This is a genomic window from Cryobacterium sp. TMS1-20-1, assembly GCF_004402355.1.
In the GTDB taxonomy this organism is placed as follows: Bacteria; Actinomycetota; Actinomycetes; order Actinomycetales; family Microbacteriaceae; genus Cryobacterium; species Cryobacterium levicorallinum.
Map to the genome: position 1 here is coordinate 1 of NZ_SOGF01000071.1, position 15277 is coordinate 15277.

The 15277-nt window shown below is 64.7% G+C and carries 17 protein-coding genes; 11 read left to right on the forward strand and 6 right to left on the reverse strand.

Annotated elements, in window-relative coordinates; all coding sequences use genetic code 11:
- Positions 1-148 precede the first annotated feature (148 nt).
- A complete protein-coding gene (locus E3O45_RS16845; RefSeq protein WP_134444677.1) occupies positions 149-448 on the reverse strand; it encodes a hypothetical protein in 300 nt (99 codons plus the stop codon).
- Positions 449-624: 176 nt separating this feature from the next.
- On the opposite strand from E3O45_RS16845, the gene aroQ reads away from it, so the two are divergent.
- Both aroQ and E3O45_RS16855 read left to right on the forward strand, forming a co-directional pair.
- On the forward strand, positions 625-1083 hold the full coding sequence (gene aroQ, locus E3O45_RS16850) for a type II 3-dehydroquinate dehydratase (protein ID WP_134444678.1): 459 nt from the start codon (positions 625-627) through the stop codon (positions 1081-1083).
- Between the two features lie 228 nt (positions 1084-1311).
- Positions 1312-2844 (forward strand): amidohydrolase family protein, encoded by a 1533-nt coding sequence (locus tag E3O45_RS16855; RefSeq protein WP_134444680.1) that lies wholly within the window; start codon positions 1312-1314, stop codon positions 2842-2844.
- A gap of 115 nt (positions 2845-2959) precedes the next feature.
- Here the strand turns inward: E3O45_RS16855 and pstB are convergent, their stop codons facing one another.
- The 4 genes from pstB to pstS all read right to left on the reverse strand — a co-directional run bounded on the left by pstB (position 2960) and on the right by pstS (position 7055).
- Positions 2960-3739, reverse strand: coding sequence for a phosphate ABC transporter ATP-binding protein PstB (pstB, locus tag E3O45_RS16860; protein ID WP_092449481.1), 780 nt, complete (start codon positions 3737-3739; stop codon positions 2960-2962).
- 36 nt (positions 3740-3775) lie between these two features.
- Positions 3776-4864, reverse strand: coding sequence for a phosphate ABC transporter permease PstA (pstA, locus tag E3O45_RS16865; RefSeq protein WP_092449483.1), 1089 nt, complete (start codon positions 4862-4864; stop codon positions 3776-3778).
- The gene (gene pstC, locus E3O45_RS16870) at positions 4864-5805 is read right to left on the reverse strand and encodes a phosphate ABC transporter permease subunit PstC (protein WP_134444682.1); all 942 of its coding nucleotides are present in this window, start codon (positions 5803-5805) and stop codon (positions 4864-4866) included. The genes pstA and pstC overlap by 1 nt, the downstream gene beginning before the upstream one ends.
- 155 nt (positions 5806-5960) lie before the next feature.
- Positions 5961-7055, reverse strand: coding sequence for a phosphate ABC transporter substrate-binding protein PstS (gene pstS / locus E3O45_RS16875; RefSeq protein WP_134444684.1), 1095 nt, complete (start codon positions 7053-7055; stop codon positions 5961-5963).
- Between the two features lie 373 nt (positions 7056-7428).
- Between pstS and infA the strand changes: the two genes are divergently transcribed.
- The 7 genes from infA to E3O45_RS16910 all read left to right on the forward strand — a co-directional run bounded on the left by infA (position 7429) and on the right by E3O45_RS16910 (position 11644).
- The gene (gene infA / locus E3O45_RS16880) at positions 7429-7650 is read left to right on the forward strand and encodes a translation initiation factor IF-1 (protein WP_035834638.1); all 222 of its coding nucleotides are present in this window, start codon (positions 7429-7431) and stop codon (positions 7648-7650) included.
- Between the two features lie 67 nt (positions 7651-7717).
- Positions 7718-7831: a 50S ribosomal protein L36 gene (gene rpmJ / locus E3O45_RS16885; RefSeq protein WP_035834639.1), complete on the forward strand. Its 114-nt coding sequence runs from the start codon at positions 7718-7720 to the stop codon at positions 7829-7831.
- A gap of 126 nt (positions 7832-7957) precedes the next feature.
- The gene (gene rpsM, locus E3O45_RS16890; RefSeq protein ID WP_092449488.1) at positions 7958-8332 is read left to right on the forward strand and encodes a 30S ribosomal protein S13; all 375 of its coding nucleotides are present in this window, start codon (positions 7958-7960) and stop codon (positions 8330-8332) included.
- A 45-nt stretch (positions 8333-8377) separates the two neighbouring features.
- On the forward strand, positions 8378-8776 hold the full coding sequence (gene rpsK / locus E3O45_RS16895; RefSeq protein WP_035834641.1) for a 30S ribosomal protein S11: 399 nt from the start codon (positions 8378-8380) through the stop codon (positions 8774-8776).
- Positions 8777-8910: 134 nt separating this feature from the next.
- Entirely contained in the window at positions 8911-9900 is a 990-nt protein-coding gene (locus tag E3O45_RS16900) for a DNA-directed RNA polymerase subunit alpha (RefSeq protein ID WP_092339419.1), read from the forward strand.
- 48 nt (positions 9901-9948) lie between these two features.
- The gene (gene rplQ, locus E3O45_RS16905) at positions 9949-10476 is read left to right on the forward strand and encodes a 50S ribosomal protein L17 (RefSeq protein ID WP_134444686.1); all 528 of its coding nucleotides are present in this window, start codon (positions 9949-9951) and stop codon (positions 10474-10476) included.
- A 139-nt stretch (positions 10477-10615) separates the two neighbouring features.
- Positions 10616-11644, forward strand: coding sequence for a GNAT family N-acetyltransferase (locus E3O45_RS16910; protein WP_134444687.1), 1029 nt, complete (start codon positions 10616-10618; stop codon positions 11642-11644).
- Positions 11645-11646: 2 nt separating this feature from the next.
- On the opposite strand, the gene E3O45_RS16915 is transcribed toward E3O45_RS16910, so the two are convergent.
- Positions 11647-13614, reverse strand: a complete 1968-nt coding sequence (locus E3O45_RS16915) for an acyltransferase family protein (protein ID WP_134444689.1) — start codon at positions 13612-13614, stop codon at positions 11647-11649.
- 93 nt (positions 13615-13707) lie between these two features.
- Between E3O45_RS16915 and truA the strand changes: the two genes are divergently transcribed.
- Both truA and rplM read left to right on the forward strand, forming a co-directional pair.
- Positions 13708-14646, forward strand: coding sequence for a tRNA pseudouridine(38-40) synthase TruA (gene truA, locus E3O45_RS16920; RefSeq protein WP_241978802.1), 939 nt, complete (start codon positions 13708-13710; stop codon positions 14644-14646).
- A 145-nt stretch (positions 14647-14791) separates the two neighbouring features.
- Positions 14792-15238 (forward strand): 50S ribosomal protein L13, encoded by a 447-nt coding sequence (gene rplM / locus E3O45_RS16925; protein WP_092449498.1) that lies wholly within the window; start codon positions 14792-14794, stop codon positions 15236-15238.
- Positions 15239-15277: the final 39 nt, after the last annotated feature.

Consider the following 15277-nt stretch of genomic DNA (forward strand, 5'->3'; position numbering starts at 1 on the left):
ACCGACCGACACCAAATCCGACAACCGACGGTCAGAGACCGGCTTCACCCACCCTGTACGCGCCATACCCACAACGTAACACGGAGATGCTTAACTGAACGGTATTGCCCTAAAAGGGGCGCAGCACGCGCGGTCCGCGCGGCGTCGTTCAACCGGGTTGGACGGTGGCGCGCTGTCGCCGGCTCGTGGTCACCAATGCGAGGCCGAGGAGGAGTGCGGCGCCACCACCCGCGAGCGGGAGCACGGGGGCGTCGTAACCGGTGGCGGCGAGCCCGGTGGAGGCGAGCCCGCTGTAGCCGACGTACTCCTCATCCGGCGGGACCAGGGTGCCGGTCACGGCCAGGGGAGACTTGCCTTCGGGAACGTAGGTGGCAGCGGATGCTGCGGCCGGCACGGTAAAGACGGCGAGGGTGGTCAGCGCGGTGATGGCGAGGATTTTCTTGAGCATGAGCGAATTCCTGTCAGAACGGTCGTTTTGGCACAATTCGAGGCGTCGGGTGGGCCTCGAAGGCCTCACCGTACCGAGCTTCACCGTAGATATCTACGGGTAGCTGACAATTGGTCAACTATTAATACTGACTGTTATGCTCTCCGACCGCGTTGCGCGACGTGGAACAATTGCGTATGACCATCGAGACTTCGCCCCTGCCGCTCTTCCTCGTGCTGAACGGCCCGAATCTTAATCTCCTCGGCACGCGCGAGCCCGAGCGTTACGGATCCGAAACCCTGCCCGACCTCGAGACGCGCGTCACCGCCGCGGCCGCGCGGTTGAACGTGCGGGTCGAGTTTTTTCAGAGTAATCACGAGGGCGCGCTCGTTGACGCCATCCACGGTGCCCGCGGTGTGGCCACCGGAATCATCCTCAACGCAGGGGCCTACACCCACACCTCGATCGCCATTCGCGATGCGATCGTCGGCGTCGCCATCCCCACCGTCGAGGTGCACGTCACCAACGTGCACGCGCGCGAGGAGTTTCGTCACATCTCTTATATCGCCGAGAAAGCGGATGCCGTCATCGCCGGCGCCGGCCTGCTCGGCTACGTCTTCGCACTGGAGTTCCTGGTCGCCAAGTACGGGCGTTGACCCGCTGCGTCAGAGTTAACCGGGGTGCACTGACTCTCGGTGCTGCAATCTTGCTGATGTGGCGGTTGCTTTGGCACGCCCGCCTTGCGCAACTGTTCGCTCGTCGCTCGTCGCTCGTCGCTCGTCGCTCGTCGCTCGTTGGCCGTCATTGCGAAGCGATGCCAGCCGCCGCCGATTGCACACTGCCCGCCGGTAGGGTGGCAGGACGCCCCGACCGAAAGCCGAACCATGCCCGATCTCGTTTTGCGCTCTGTCAGGCAGCCCGGCGACACCACATTCTCGGATGTGCACATAACCGGCGGTGTCATCACGCAGATCGTGCCCGCCGGCACAGACTCAACCGGCACAGACTCAACCCGCCCGCACCCAACCCGACCGGCCCTCGACGCTGCGGGCCTGACCGGCACCCCCGCCGCCGCGGATCTCGACGGCCGCACCGTCATCCCCGGCCTCTGGGACGAACACGTGCACCTCACCCAGTGGGCACTCACCGGCGCCCGATTCGACCTCTCGGCGGCAGCATCGGCTCGCGACGCCCTCGAGCTCGTGCGCGCGCAGGCCATTGCTGCGGCGCGGCCGACCCCGCTGATCGGCGTCAGATTTCGCGATGCTATCTGGGCCGACGCGCCCACGCTACGCGGTCTCGATGAGGTGACGCGGGGGCATCCGACCGCTTTGATCAGCCACGATCTGCACTGTGTCTGGCTCAACAGCGCGGCCGCCGAGCGTTTCGGCGTGCGGGTCGACGAGTCCGGACTGCTGCGCGAGCAGGCCGCGTTCGCCCTTACGATTGCGCTCGGGCAGCTGCCCGATGCCGAGGTTGACGCTCTGGCCACCCAGGCCGGAGCCCGGGCTGCCGCCCGCGGCGTTGTCGGCATCGTCGACTTCGAAATGACCTGGAACCCGGGCGTCTGGCAACGCCGCATCGCCGACGGATTCGACTCCCTGCGCATCGACGCCGGCATCTACCTGGCCGACCTCGACCGCGCCATTGCCGAACGGATGCGCACCGGCGACCGTATCGCAGACACCCGCGGCTTGCTCAGCGTGGGGCCGCTCAAGATGCTCATCGACGGTTCGCTGGGAACCCGCACGGCGTTCTGCGTCGACGAGTATCCGGTCGGTGGGCACGGCGTGCTCACCGTGAGTGAAGACGACCTGGTCGAGATTCTCGTGAACGCCACCGCGGCCGGGCTGCTGCCCGCGGTGCACGCGATCGGCGATGCGGCGAACACGATCGCGCTCAACGCCTTCGGACGCGCTGCGGCCACCGGACGCATCGAACACGCCCAGCTTCTGCAGGCCGATGACTTTGCCCGCTTCGCCCGCCTCGGGGTCACGGCGAGCGTGCAGCCGGAGCATGCGCTCGACGACCGCGACACGGTGGAACTGAATTGGGCCGCCGGAGCCAACCGCGTCTTCGCCCTGCGCTCCCTGCTGGACGCCGGCGCGACACTCGCGTTCGGATCCGACGCCCCCGTCGCACCCCTCGACCCGTTCACCGCCATGAGCGCCGCGTCGTCCAGGGCTCGCAGTGACGGCCGCGAACCCTGGCGCCCCGACCAGGTCGTGACCCGCAGCCAGGCACTGGCCGCCTCAGCCCGCGGACGCACCCGCCTGCGCGTCGGCGACGTCGCCGACATCGCCATTCTCGACGGCGACCCGCTGACCGTCTCCGACGCCGTCTTCGAACGGATGCCCGTCGCCGCGACGCTCCTGGCCGGTCGCGTCACCCACGGCGCCGACCTCTTCGCGGGCTAGTTGTCCACGGACGGGTTTCAGTGGACAACTTCGGTGGGTGAAGGTCGGGCGTCACCCACCAAAGTTGTCGACTGAGCCGATGCCCTGAAACTCACGGCTCCGACCAGCGAGTGACCTACCCGAACCGACCCGACACGTAGTCCTCGGTCGCCTGCACGCTGGGGTTCGAGAACATCGTGGTCGTGTCGTCGTACTCGATCAGCTTGCCGGGCTTGCCGGTGCCCGCAATGTTGAAGAACGCGGTGCGGTCAGACACCCGCGAGGCCTGCTGCATATTGTGCGTCACGATCACGATCGTGTACTCGCTCTTCATCTCCTCGATGAGGTCTTCAATGGCGAGCGTCGAGATCGGGTCGAGCGCGGAGCACGGTTCGTCCATCAGAATCACATCGGGCTCGACCGCAATGGCGCGCGCGATGCAGAGGCGCTGCTGCTGCCCGCCGGAGAGACCCGATCCGGGACGTGCGAGGCGGTCCTTGACCTCGTTCCACAGGTTGGCACCGCGGAGGGCTTTTTCGGTGAGGTCGTCGGCATCCGTTTTGCTCATGCGACGGTTGTTGAGCTTGACGCCGGCCAGCACGTTGTCCTGAATCGACATGGTCGGAAACGGGTTCGGCCGCTGAAAGACCATGCCCACCTGGCGGCGCACGAGCACCGGGTCCACGCCGGGTCCATAGAGGTTGTTGCCGTCGATGAGCACTTCACCCTCGACGCGCGCGCCGGGGATGACCTCGTGCATGCGGTTCAGCGTGCGAATGAACGTCGACTTTCCGCATCCACTCGGCCCGATGAACGCGGTCACCGTGCGGGGTTCGATCACGATCGACACGCCTTCGACGGCGAGAAAGTTGCTGTAGTAGACGTTGAGGTCATTGACTTCGATGCGCTTGGACATGAGTCCCTTTCTAGAATCTTGAGACAGCGAGAAGTGTTAGCGGCCCAGCTTGGGCGAGAACCAGTGGGCGATGAGGCGGGCGAGTCCGTTGAGCAGCATCACGATGAGAATCAGGGTGAGCGCCCCGGCCCAGGCCCGGTCGATATACGCCTGCGAATCCGCTCCCTGGTTGGCGTATTGCGTGTACACGAACACCGGCAGCGTCATCATCCGCTCACCGAACAGGTCATAGTTCATGCTCGAGGTGAATCCGGCGATGATCAGCAGCGGAGCGGTCTCACCGATGACCCGGGCGATCGACAGCATCACACCGGTGACGATTCCGGCAATGGATGTCGGCAGCACGACCTTGAGAATGGTCAGCCATTTCGGCACCCCGAGTGCAAAAGCGGCCTCGCGCAGTTCGTTCGGCACGAGCTTGAGCATCTCTTCGCTCGAGCGCACCACGACCGGAATCATCAGCACCGACAGCGCGATCGCCCCGCCGAATCCAAAGCGGATGCCCGGGTCGTCAAACAACAACGCGAACAGCGCGAAGGCGAACAGCCCGGCAACGATCGAGGGGATCCCGGTCATCACGTCGACGAAGAAGGTGATGGCCTTGGCGAGCTTGCCACGGCCGTACTCGACCAGGTAGATCGAGGCCAGCAGCCCGATCGGCACCGAGATGAGCGTGGCCATTCCGGTCACCATGAGCGTGCCGATGACCGCGTGCAGCACGCCGCCGCCGGCACCGACCACGTTGCGCTGCGAGGAGGTGAAGAACGTCGGCGTCAGAAACGCGGGCAGCCCGTTGACCACGGTCGTGTAGATGATCGACACGAGCGGCAGAAGCGCGATGACGAAGGCCGCTGTCACGAGCGCTGTCATCAAGCGGTCCTTGGCCTTACGCGAACCCTCGACCAGTCGGGAGAGCACGTAGATGGCCACGCAGTACAGCACCGTTCCGAACACGACCGTGCCGACGACGTTGAAGCCGTCGACGCTGCCCGACAGAAACAGCATGGCGAAAAACGCGGCTGAAACGGCCCAGCTGGCCAGCAGTACCCAGAGCGAGGAACGGCGTGGCAGCTTGCCCGCGGTAAGCGAGTTGGTCAGCGGCGAAGCTTCCAAAACGGATGTCATCAGTTGGCTCCCGAAAATGCCTTGCGGCTGTTGATAATGACGCGGGCCAGCATGTTCACGAGCAGGGTGACCACGAACAGCATGAGGCCGGTGGCCAGCAGAATATTCACGCCGACGCCGTGCGCCTCCGGAAAGTTCAACGCGATGTTCGACGCAATGGTGTTCGAATTCTGAGCGGTGAATAGCTGAAAGATGACCTCGGAGCTGGGGGAGAGCACCATGGCCACGGCCATCGTCTCACCGAGGGCCCGGCCAAGGCCGAGCATCGAGGCGGAGATGATGCCGGGCAGTCCGAACGGCAGCACCGCCATGCGGATCATTTCCCAGCGCGTTGCGCCGAGGGCCAGGGCGGCTTCCTCGTGCAGCAGCGGCGTCTGCAGAAAGATTTCGCGGCAGATGGCGGTGATGATCGGCAGAATCATGACGGCGAGCACGATGGCGACCGTGAAGATGGTGCGACCGGTGCCCGAGACGGGGCCCTCGAACGGGGTGAACCACCCGAACCACTCGACCAAGGTGGTGTAGAACGGCTGCACCATCGGGGCGAGCACGCCGATGCCCCAGAGCCCGAAGACCACCGAGGGAACGGCAGCGAGCAGGTCGACCAGGTAGCCGAGCCCCTGAGCGAGCTTGCGCGGGGCGAAGTGCGAGATGAACAGCGCAATGCCGATAGCGACGGGCACGGCCATGAGCAGGGCCAAAATGGCCGAGTAGATGGTGCCGAAGACCAATGGGCCCACGTACGACCAGAAGTTGGTCACGTCACCGCTGAAATCATCGGGTGCGGCGACAAACGCCGGCAGGCTCTCCACGAGGAGGAAGACTGCCACGGCGGCGAGCATGGCAAGAATCAGGCTGCCGGCAATGACGGTGGCCGAGGAGAAGATGCGGTCACCCGGTCGTTGCCTGGCCTTGATGGTCGTGGCGGCAGCTGTGGTCATGCCGGGGTCTCCCTAGAAAACAAAAACTGGTGAAATCCTGATGCCGGGTATCGGTGTTGGGCTGCGAACGTCAATAAAAAGACGTGCACACCCCAGTCTGCCCGATCAGCTCCCGCACATGTGCGAAAAGCTGACCGGGCAGGTGTGTTCAGGTGTTACTTGACGGTCGCGAGAACCGCGGCGACGTTGTCGATGAGCTCGGAAGTCATCGGTGCGACGCCGGCGAACTCTTCAGCAACGGCCTGCCCTTCGGCGCTGGAGATGAACTCGACGTAAGCCTTGACGAGCTCGCCCTGGGCGGCATCGGCGTACTCGTTGCAAACGATCGCGTAGCTCACCAGAACCAGCGGGTATTCCGCCGGGTTGGTGGTCTTGCGGTTCAGGTCGAGCGAAAGGTCATCGGCTGCGCGGTCGGCCACGAGGGGCGATCCGGCGACAACCTCGGCCGCAGCCTCGGGGGTGTAAGCGACGAACTCGTCGCCGACCATGAGCTTGGCGGTGCTGAGGTCTCCGGCCTGCGAAGCGTCGGCGTAGCCGATCATGTTCGTGCCGTTGGTGACAGCGTCAACGACGCCCGAGGTTCCCTTGGCGCCTTCTCCGCCGAACGGGAAGGTGTCAGAGGCCTTTTCCGTCCACACGGTCGGTGCGGTCTGGCCGAGGTAGTCGGAGAAGTTCTTGGTGGTACCCGAGTCGTCCGAACGGTGCACGGCGTTGATAGTTTCGGAGGGCAGGGTCGCGTCGGGGTTGAGCGCGACGATGGCGGCGTCATCCCAGCTGGTGATGGTGCCGGCGAAGATCTTGGCGAGCGTGTCAGCGTCGATATTGAGTTCGTCAACACCATCGACGTTGAAGATCACGGCGATCGGGGAGATGTAGACCGGAAGGTCGACAGCCTTGGTGCCGGGAACGCAGGAGGCGAATTCGCCGGCCAGCTCGTCTTCACCGAGGTAGGAGTCACTGCCGGCGAAATCGGTGCCGCCGGCGATGAAGGCTTCGCGGCCGCCGCCGGAGCCGGAGGGCTCGTAGTTGATGGTCACGCCGGTGTTGGCGGTCTGGAACGCGGCGATCCAGGCCTGCTGGGCGGCGTCCATGGCGGAGGAGCCGGCGCCGTTCAGGGTGCCGGTGAGCGTGCTAGCAGATGCATCGTCGCCGGTGGTGGCAACATCGCCTTCGTTTGCTGCACAGGAGGACAGTGCGAGGCCTGCGGCAATGGCGATGACCGCGGGGCGGCCGAAACGCTTGAAGTTCACGTGAATCCCTTTCAAGAAGAACAAGACATGATTGCTGGTGCATGGGCCGGTGCTGACCCGTAGACGAGGTTAAGCAAATGAAGTAACCGCCGACCGACGCCAAGGTAAACGGAAGGTAAACGGGCGATAACGTTTTTGGCGTGGGCGGGCCGTGATGCGGGGCATCCGTTCTATGAAGCGGTCGCCAGGCAGATGGCCGAGGCGGAGTCGGTGAGTATCGGAATGCACTGCGGCGGGGCCGATTATAAGACTGAATTGCCAAAAGGCAATCTCATACCATAGGATTGATCCTTGGTGTCTGGTGTCGTCTTTCGTGGCGTGTCTGGCACTAATCCCGCGTGACCAGCATTCAATACAGAGCGACAGTGAGGGTATGGCCAAAAAAGACGGTGTCATCGAAATCGAGGGCGCGGTAGTCGAAGCTCTGCCCAACGCGATGTTTCGCGTTGAGCTGTCAAACGGCCATCGAGTTCTTGCCCACATCTCGGGCAAGATGCGTCAGCACTACATCCGTATCCTTCCAGAGGACCGCGTGATCGTTGAGTTGAGCCCGTACGACCTGACCCGCGGCCGGATCGTCTACCGCTACAAGTAACGACTGCTGTAAGTAACGGCCGACGGCATCCCGTTGGTACGAAGACAGCGAAAAACAAGGAATCACCATGAAGGTCAAGCCCAGCGTCAAAAAGATCTGTGACAAGTGCAAGGTCATCCGCCGCAACGGCAACGTGATGGTCATCTGCGAGAACCCGCGTCACAAGCAGCGCCAGGGATAATCTCTCTCTTCGAGATTCACCTGCATAAGTAAATAGCAGTTCCGGGAGCCCTTCGGGGTGACACCATCGGTTGGAGGCCGGTGTACAGGAACTGTTACAGACCTCCATCACTAAACAGGAGACACAATGGCACGTCTAGCCGGCGTCGACATCCCGCGCGATAAGCGCGTGGAAGTTGCATTGACATACATTTACGGTGTTGGCCGTACGAGGGCCCTCAAGACCCTCGCCGACACTGGAATCGACGGAAACATCCGCGTCAAGGATTTGAGCGACGACCAGCTCGTCCTTCTCCGCGACTACGTCGAGGGAACCTTCAAGGTTGAGGGTGACCTCCGCCGCGAGGTTGCCGCTGACATCCGCCGCAAGGTTGAAATTGGCAGCTACGAGGGCATCCGCCACCGCAAGGGCCTGCCCGTTCGCGGTCAGCGCACCAAGACCAACGCTCGCACCCGCAAGGGCCCGAAGCGCACCGTAGCCGGCAAGAAGAAGGCGCGCTAGGCCTCGGCCTAGCCCGCTAACGCCTTTAGGATTCAGGAGAAATTCATGGCACAACCCAAGTCGGCCGTACGGAAGCCGCGTAAGAAAGAAAAGAAGAACATTGCTGTGGGCCAGGCCCACATCAAGAGCACCTTCAACAACACGATCGTGTCGATCACCGACACGACCGGTGCCGTCATCAGCTGGGCCTCGTCGGGCCAGGTTGGTTTCAAGGGTTCGCGCAAGTCGACCCCCTTCGCCGCACAGCTGGCCGCCGAATCGGCCGCCCGCCAGGCGCAGGAACACGGCATGAAGAAGGTTGACGTCTTCGTCAAGGGACCCGGCTCAGGCCGCGAGACCGCGATCCGTTCGCTGCAGGCCGCTGGCCTCGAGGTCGGATCGATCAACGACGTGACGCCCCAGGCTCACAACGGATGCCGTCCGCCCAAGCGCCGCCGCGTCTAAAGCACTCGCTGTCATCTCGACGGGCTCGGCACTTGAATGGCGCCGAGCCCCATCGGGACTCTTTTCTTTCAACTTTTCACACTCTCGTCATTGCAAGTGTCATATAGCGGACACTTAGCCGAAAGGAATCAACAGTGCTTATTGCACAGCGTCCAACGCTCACCGAAGAGAACATCTCGGAGTTCCGTTCACGGTTCATCATTGAGCCGCTCGAACCTGGCTTCGGCTACACCCTCGGCAACTCGCTTCGCCGTACTCTGCTCTCCTCGATTCCCGGCGCTGCTGTAACCAGCATCCGTATCGATGGCGTGCTGCACGAGTTCAGCACCGTCCCCGGTGTGAAGGAAGATGTCACCGAGATCATCCTGAACATCAAGGGCCTCGTCGTCTCGAGCGAGCACGACGAGCCCATCACCGCGTACCTGCGCAAGCAGGGTGCCGGCCAGGTTACCGCCGCTGACATTTCGGCTCCGGCCGGCGTCGAGGTGCACAACCCGGAACTGGTCATCGCAACCCTCAACGACAAGGCGAAGTTCGAACTCGAACTGACCATTGAGCGTGGCCGTGGTTACGTGTCCAGCACCCAGAACCGCAACGAGTTCTCCGAAGCCGGCCAGATTCCGGTCGACTCGATCTACTCGCCCGTGCTCAAGGTGACCTATCGGGTCGAGGCAACTCGTGCCGGAGAGCGCACTGACTTCGATCGCCTCGTCGTTGACGTGGAGACCAAGTCGGCCATCTCGCCGCGCGACGCCATCGCATCCTCTGGTCGCACCCTGACCGAGCTGTTCGGCCTGGCCCGCGAGCTCAACACCGCAGCTGAGGGCATCGAGATCGGCCCAGCGCCGGTTGACGCTGTGCTCTCGACCGAGCTTTCGATTCCGATCGAAGACCTCGACCTGTCGGTGCGCTCGTACAACTGCCTCAAGCGCGAAGGCATCAACAACGTCAGCGAACTGGTCGCCCTGTCGGAGACCCAGCTGATGAACATCCGCAACTTCGGGCAGAAGTCGGTTGACGAAGTGAAGGACAAGCTCGTTGAGCTCGGCCTGTCACTGAAGGATTCGGTTCCCGGATTCGACGGCGCGCACTTCTACAGCGGCTACGAAGAAGAGACCAACTAAGGCTCGGCTTCCCGCTGCCTTTCGATTTTTTGATACTGGAGATTACCAATGCCTAAGCCCACAAAGGGCCCCCGTCTCGGTGGCGGCCCGGCGCACGAGCGCCTCATGCTTGCGAACCTGGCCGCGGCCCTGTTCACCCACAAGTCGATCAAGACGACCGAGACCCGTGCCAAGCGCCTGCGTCCGCTCGCCGAGCGCATGGTGCAGTTCGCCAAGCGCGGCGACCTGCACGCCCGTCGTCGCGTTCTCGCCACGATCACCGACAAGTCCGTCGTGCACGAGCTGTTCACGGTCATCGCCCCGCAGGTCAACGAGCGTCAGGGCGGCTACACCCGCATCACGAAGCTCGGTTTCCGCAAGGGTGACAACGCGTCCATGGTGCAGATGGAGCTCGTTCTCGAGCCCCTGACCCCCAAGGTCAAGCGTTCCAAGACCGCGACCGTTGCCGCGACCCCCGTCGGGTCCGAGAACGTCGTTGTCGAAGACGTAGTCGTCGAAGACGCTGCCGTCGAAGAGACCGTCGTAGCCGAAGACGCAGCCGTCGAAGACGCTGCGCCCGAGGCCGACAAGAAGTAGCACCACCACCGAAGGGGGGCCCACGAAAGTGGTCCCCCCTTTTTTTCACCTCACCAGGTCGGCGAGAGCGCAAAAAGTGCCCGATTGAACGCCTCAATCGGGCACTTTTTGCGCTCTCGACGAAAGATAGGGTGGGGGGATGGTTGATTACGAGACATCGTTGACGGAACGCGTGGGGGATGCCCCGGCGCCGGTGGTTCCGTCGCACCCGGACGTCGCCGGGTGGCGCGCGGCCACTGAGAGCGACATCGACGGCATCTGGGAGCTGCGCCAGGCCATGGGCGAGGTCGATCACCCCAACTACCTCACGGCCCGCGGCGCGATCGCCGCCGACTTCGGCTACTCCCACTTTCACGCCGACCGAGACTCCCTCGTCGGCGTCGACGTGGCCGGCCGCATCGTTGCAGTCGGCATGGTCATGTTTCCGCCGCGGCAGGTGAGCCTGGTGCGCTCGATGCCGATCGGCGGGGTGCATCCGTCGCTCCGTGGCCGGGGTATCGGCCGCCAGATGCTGGCCTGGCAGCTGGCGCGGGCGAAGCAGCAGCTCGCTTCGTCGACCAAACAACTGCCCGGCTGGATCCTGACCTACGCCGACGAACGTTCCCCGCAGAACTCCGCGCTGTTCGAGCACGCTGGCTTAACGCTGGCGCGCTACTTTCTTACCCTCGAGCGTGCACTGGATGCCCCGGTGCGGGTGATCGAGCCCGCCGAAGGTATTCGCATTGAGGCATATACGGCCGATCTGTCGGCAGCGGTCCATAAAACCCGCGACGATGCCTTCATGGACCACTGGGCCAGCCAGCCAATGAGTGACGAGAACTGGAACGCCTTCGTCGGCGGCAAATGGTTTCGCCCCGACCTCTCGTTCGTCGCGTGGGCCGGCGACGAGGTCGTCGGCTTCGTGCTGTCGACCGCCAACGAGAACGTCTGGGCCAGCCAGGGCTTCACCGGCAGCTATATCGACCTGGTCGGCGTATTGAGCGGATGGCGTGGCCGCCACATCGCGCAATCCCTCCTGGCCGCCCAGCTGGCTGCCGGGCAGGCGCTCGGCCACGAGCGAGTGACCCTCGCGGTCGACTCCGCGAGCCCCACCGGAGCCCTCGGCCTGTACACCGGCATGGGTTTCGTGCCCACGCATCGCAAGATGGCCTACACCCTCGAGTTCTGACCTCAGCGGTACGGTGGGGCCGTGGGCGCGTCGGCGTCACGCAGCAGCCAGCTCATGTCGGCCAGCGGCGGCAGCGCGGCCAGACGTTCCAGCGCCGCCAGCACCTGGTCGGCGTAGAGCTGCCCGCCGCTCGGGCCTGGATGTACCTGGTCGCCGGCGAGCAGGTCGAGGCGCCCGGCGATCGTGTCGTGCCAGTTGGCGAGCTCGACCCGGCGATTGCCCGCTGCGAACTCGGCCAGGGTCGCATTGACCCCGTCGGTCCAGTCGCGGTCGGCATAAGCGTTCACGAGCACGAGCTGCCGGTCCGGGCCGAGAATGCGCAGAATGGACACGAGCTCGCTCGCCGTGATCGGGCCGTTGGTGCCGAGACCGATCACGACCACCGGATGCAACTGGCCGGCAGCCTTGAGCGCCAGCAATATGTCGTCTGCGGAATACATTCCGCGTGACACCGAAGCATCGATCGTGATGCCCGTGAGGGTCTCCTGCAATTCCGGGGCTGAGGCGAGCATGACCGAGTCGCCGACGGCGGTGATCAGTCCCTCAGCTGGGGCCGGGGTCGCCGTGGCGTGGCGGGCCGCCTCGGCGGCCGCAGCCTGCGCGGCGGCGCGCGCCGCAGCATTCACTGCCCGTTGGCCGCGTTCGATGCGCAACTGCGCCGAGGTCTGGGCGGGGGCGGTCAGGACGGCGGCCGTGGTGCCGCCGATCAGCAGAAGCGAGAGGGCTGCGGCGGCCGCGACCAGGCGGCGTCGCTGCGCGGGGCCGGTCAGGAGCGTGCCAATCAAACGGATGCGGCCGCGCAGGCCGATCCGCCGGATCGGCTGCTCCAACCAGCGGTACGACAGGCCCGCGCAGGCCAGCGTGATCCCTGTGGCGAGCAGCCCGATCGGCAGCAGGCCGCCGGTCGGCCAGAGCAGCTGCACCAGGACGAGCAGCGGCCAGTGCCACAGGTAGATTCCGTAGGATCGTTCGCCGAGGTAACGCAGCGGCGCCCGGTCGAGCAGCTGGCCGAAGCGGCCGCCACGCACACCGGCCCAGATGGCGACGGCTGTGGCCAGGCTCACCGCGACCAGGCCGCCGCGGTAGGTTGCGCTGCCGTCCTCGGGCAGCCAGATGGCGAACGCGATGATCGCCGTGACTGCGGCCGCGCCGAGCCAGGGCCGCAGTCGGGGCAGCTCGTTGCGGTGCCCGCTCGGACGGCGCAGCAGCAGCGCGAGGGCCGCCCCGGCGAACAGCCCGAAACTGTGCGTGTCCGAGCCGTAGTAGACCCGGGTCGGGTCGGCGCCGGGCTGATACAGCACACCCATCCAGATCGCTGAGGCGACGAACAGTGCGGTGACGATGGCGAGCCGCAGACGCGGGCGGCGAAGGAGTAGCACGGCCAGCAGCATGAGCGGCCAGACCAGGTAGAACTGTTCCTCGACGGCGAGCGACCAGAGGTTGCGCAGCAGCTCGGGCTCGTTCACGCTGAAGTAGCTGTTGTCCGTCGCGATCGACACCCAGTTGTAGCCGAAGGTCGTGGCCCCCAGCAGCTGAGCGCCGAGGCCGACGAGAACATCGCCGCCGATCAAAAATGCCACGGTGCAGCTGATCAGAATCACCGGAACCAGCGGCGGAACCAGGCGCCGGGCCCGCCGCTGCCAGAACCGGCGCAGCGAGATACGCCCGGTGCGGGTGTGCTCGGAGACGAGCAGACCCGTGATTAGAAAACCGCTGATCACGAAGAAAACGTCGACGCCGATGAAGCCTCCGGGCAGCAGCACCGGAAAGAAATGGTAGAGCACGACGGCGATCACGGCGAGGGCGCGCAGGCCGTCGAGGCCGGCGAGACGGCCACGGCGCTCGAGCGGCGCTGCGGCCGCCCTAGCCGGACTGTTTTGCGGCCCGATCACGGGTTCTTCGAGCACGGCAGCGCCGGTTGACGACGGAGTCCTCCCGGCAATGGGAGACGGTGCGACAGGGCGGGTCATGGGTAAGACGAGCATTCACGTGCCACGCGCACGGGGGTCATGCGCTGGGCCGGATTCAACGATAACCCGCACGCGCCGCCTAGGCTTACCCTCGTGAATCTTTTCGTACCCCGCGCCGGCCATGCCGCGCCAGGGTCCACGCGCATCAGACTTGACCTCGCCTACGACGGCACAGATTTCACCGGCTGGGCCCGCCAGCCGGGCTTTCGCACCGTTCAGGCCGACATCGAAAACGGGCTCGCCGGCATCCTGCAGAGCTTTCCCCCGCACCCCACGCTGATCGTCGCCGGTCGAACGGATGCCGGGGTGCACGCCCGCGGGCAGGTCGCCCACTTCGACCTCACCGCCGAGCAGGCACACTCCCTCGTGCGCATTCAGCGCGGCACCGGAAACCGCCCGCCGGTCGACCTCGGCACCGCCGTGCTGCGCCGCCTCGGCGGCATCCTGGTGACCAAGCCCGACATCGTTCTGCGCCGTGCCACGGTCGTGCCCGGCGGTTTCGACGCGCGATTCTCCGCCATGTGGCGCCGCTATGAGTATCGAATCGCCGACCCCCTCGCTCTGCACGACCCGCAGCAGCGACTGCGCACTACGTGGCATCCGTTTAAACTCGATCTCGCCGCAATGGACGCGGCGGCGGCGACCCTGGTCGGCCTGCACGACTTCGCCGCCTATTGCAAGCCGCGACCCGGCGCTACAACCATCCGCACGGTGCAGGACTTTCGCTGGCGGCGCGACGACGACGGCCTCATCGTAGCCACCATCAAAGCGGATGCCTTCTGCCACAGCATGGTGCGCGCCATGGTCGGCGCCTGCGTCGCCGTGGGGGAGGGGCGGCTCGATGGCAGCACCCTCGCGCACCTGCACTTCGACAAACACCGCATCAGCGAGTTCAAAGTGATGCAGGCGCACGGTCTGACCCTGATCGACGTCGGCTACCCGGAAGACGCCGAACTGGCGCTGCGCGCCGTCGCCACCCGCAACCGGCGTTCGCTGCCCGGCCCCGTCGAAGTTGCGTCCGCAGCACTCTGAGACTAGTGTTGACCCTTGGTGTCTGTGCGTTGCAGCGCGGCACCCGAACGTGAGCCCTCCATCGACAGTGTTCTGCTTGACAGAACACGCCCGGAGCGGGATTCACGAACACCTCCGTTCGAAAAAAGAAGAAAGCAGCACACTAGTGACGCGCACTTACAGCCCCAAGGCAAGCGAACTCCAGCACGACTGGGTAGTCATCGATGCCACCGATATCGTCCTCGGACGTCTGGCCAGCCACGCGGCAATCCTGCTGCGCGGCAAGCACAAGGCCACCTTCTCCCCGCACATGGACGGTGGCGACTTCGTCATCATCATCAACGCCGAGAAGGTTGCCCTCACCGGCAAGAAGCTCGACCTGAAGATCGCTTACCGCCACTCCGGTTACCCGGGCGGACTCACGGCGACGAACTACTCCGAGATGCTCGAGAAGCACCCGACCCGTGCGGTCGAAAAAGCGATTCGCGGCATGCTGCCGAAGAACTCGCTCGGTCGCACCCAGCTCACCCACCTGAAGGTTTACGCCGGCTCCGAGCACCCGCACTCCGCTCAGCAGCCCACGCCGTACACCCTCAGCCAGGTCGCGCAGTAGCGCCGGCAACCAGACTTCTCGACTCTTAGATAAAAAGGA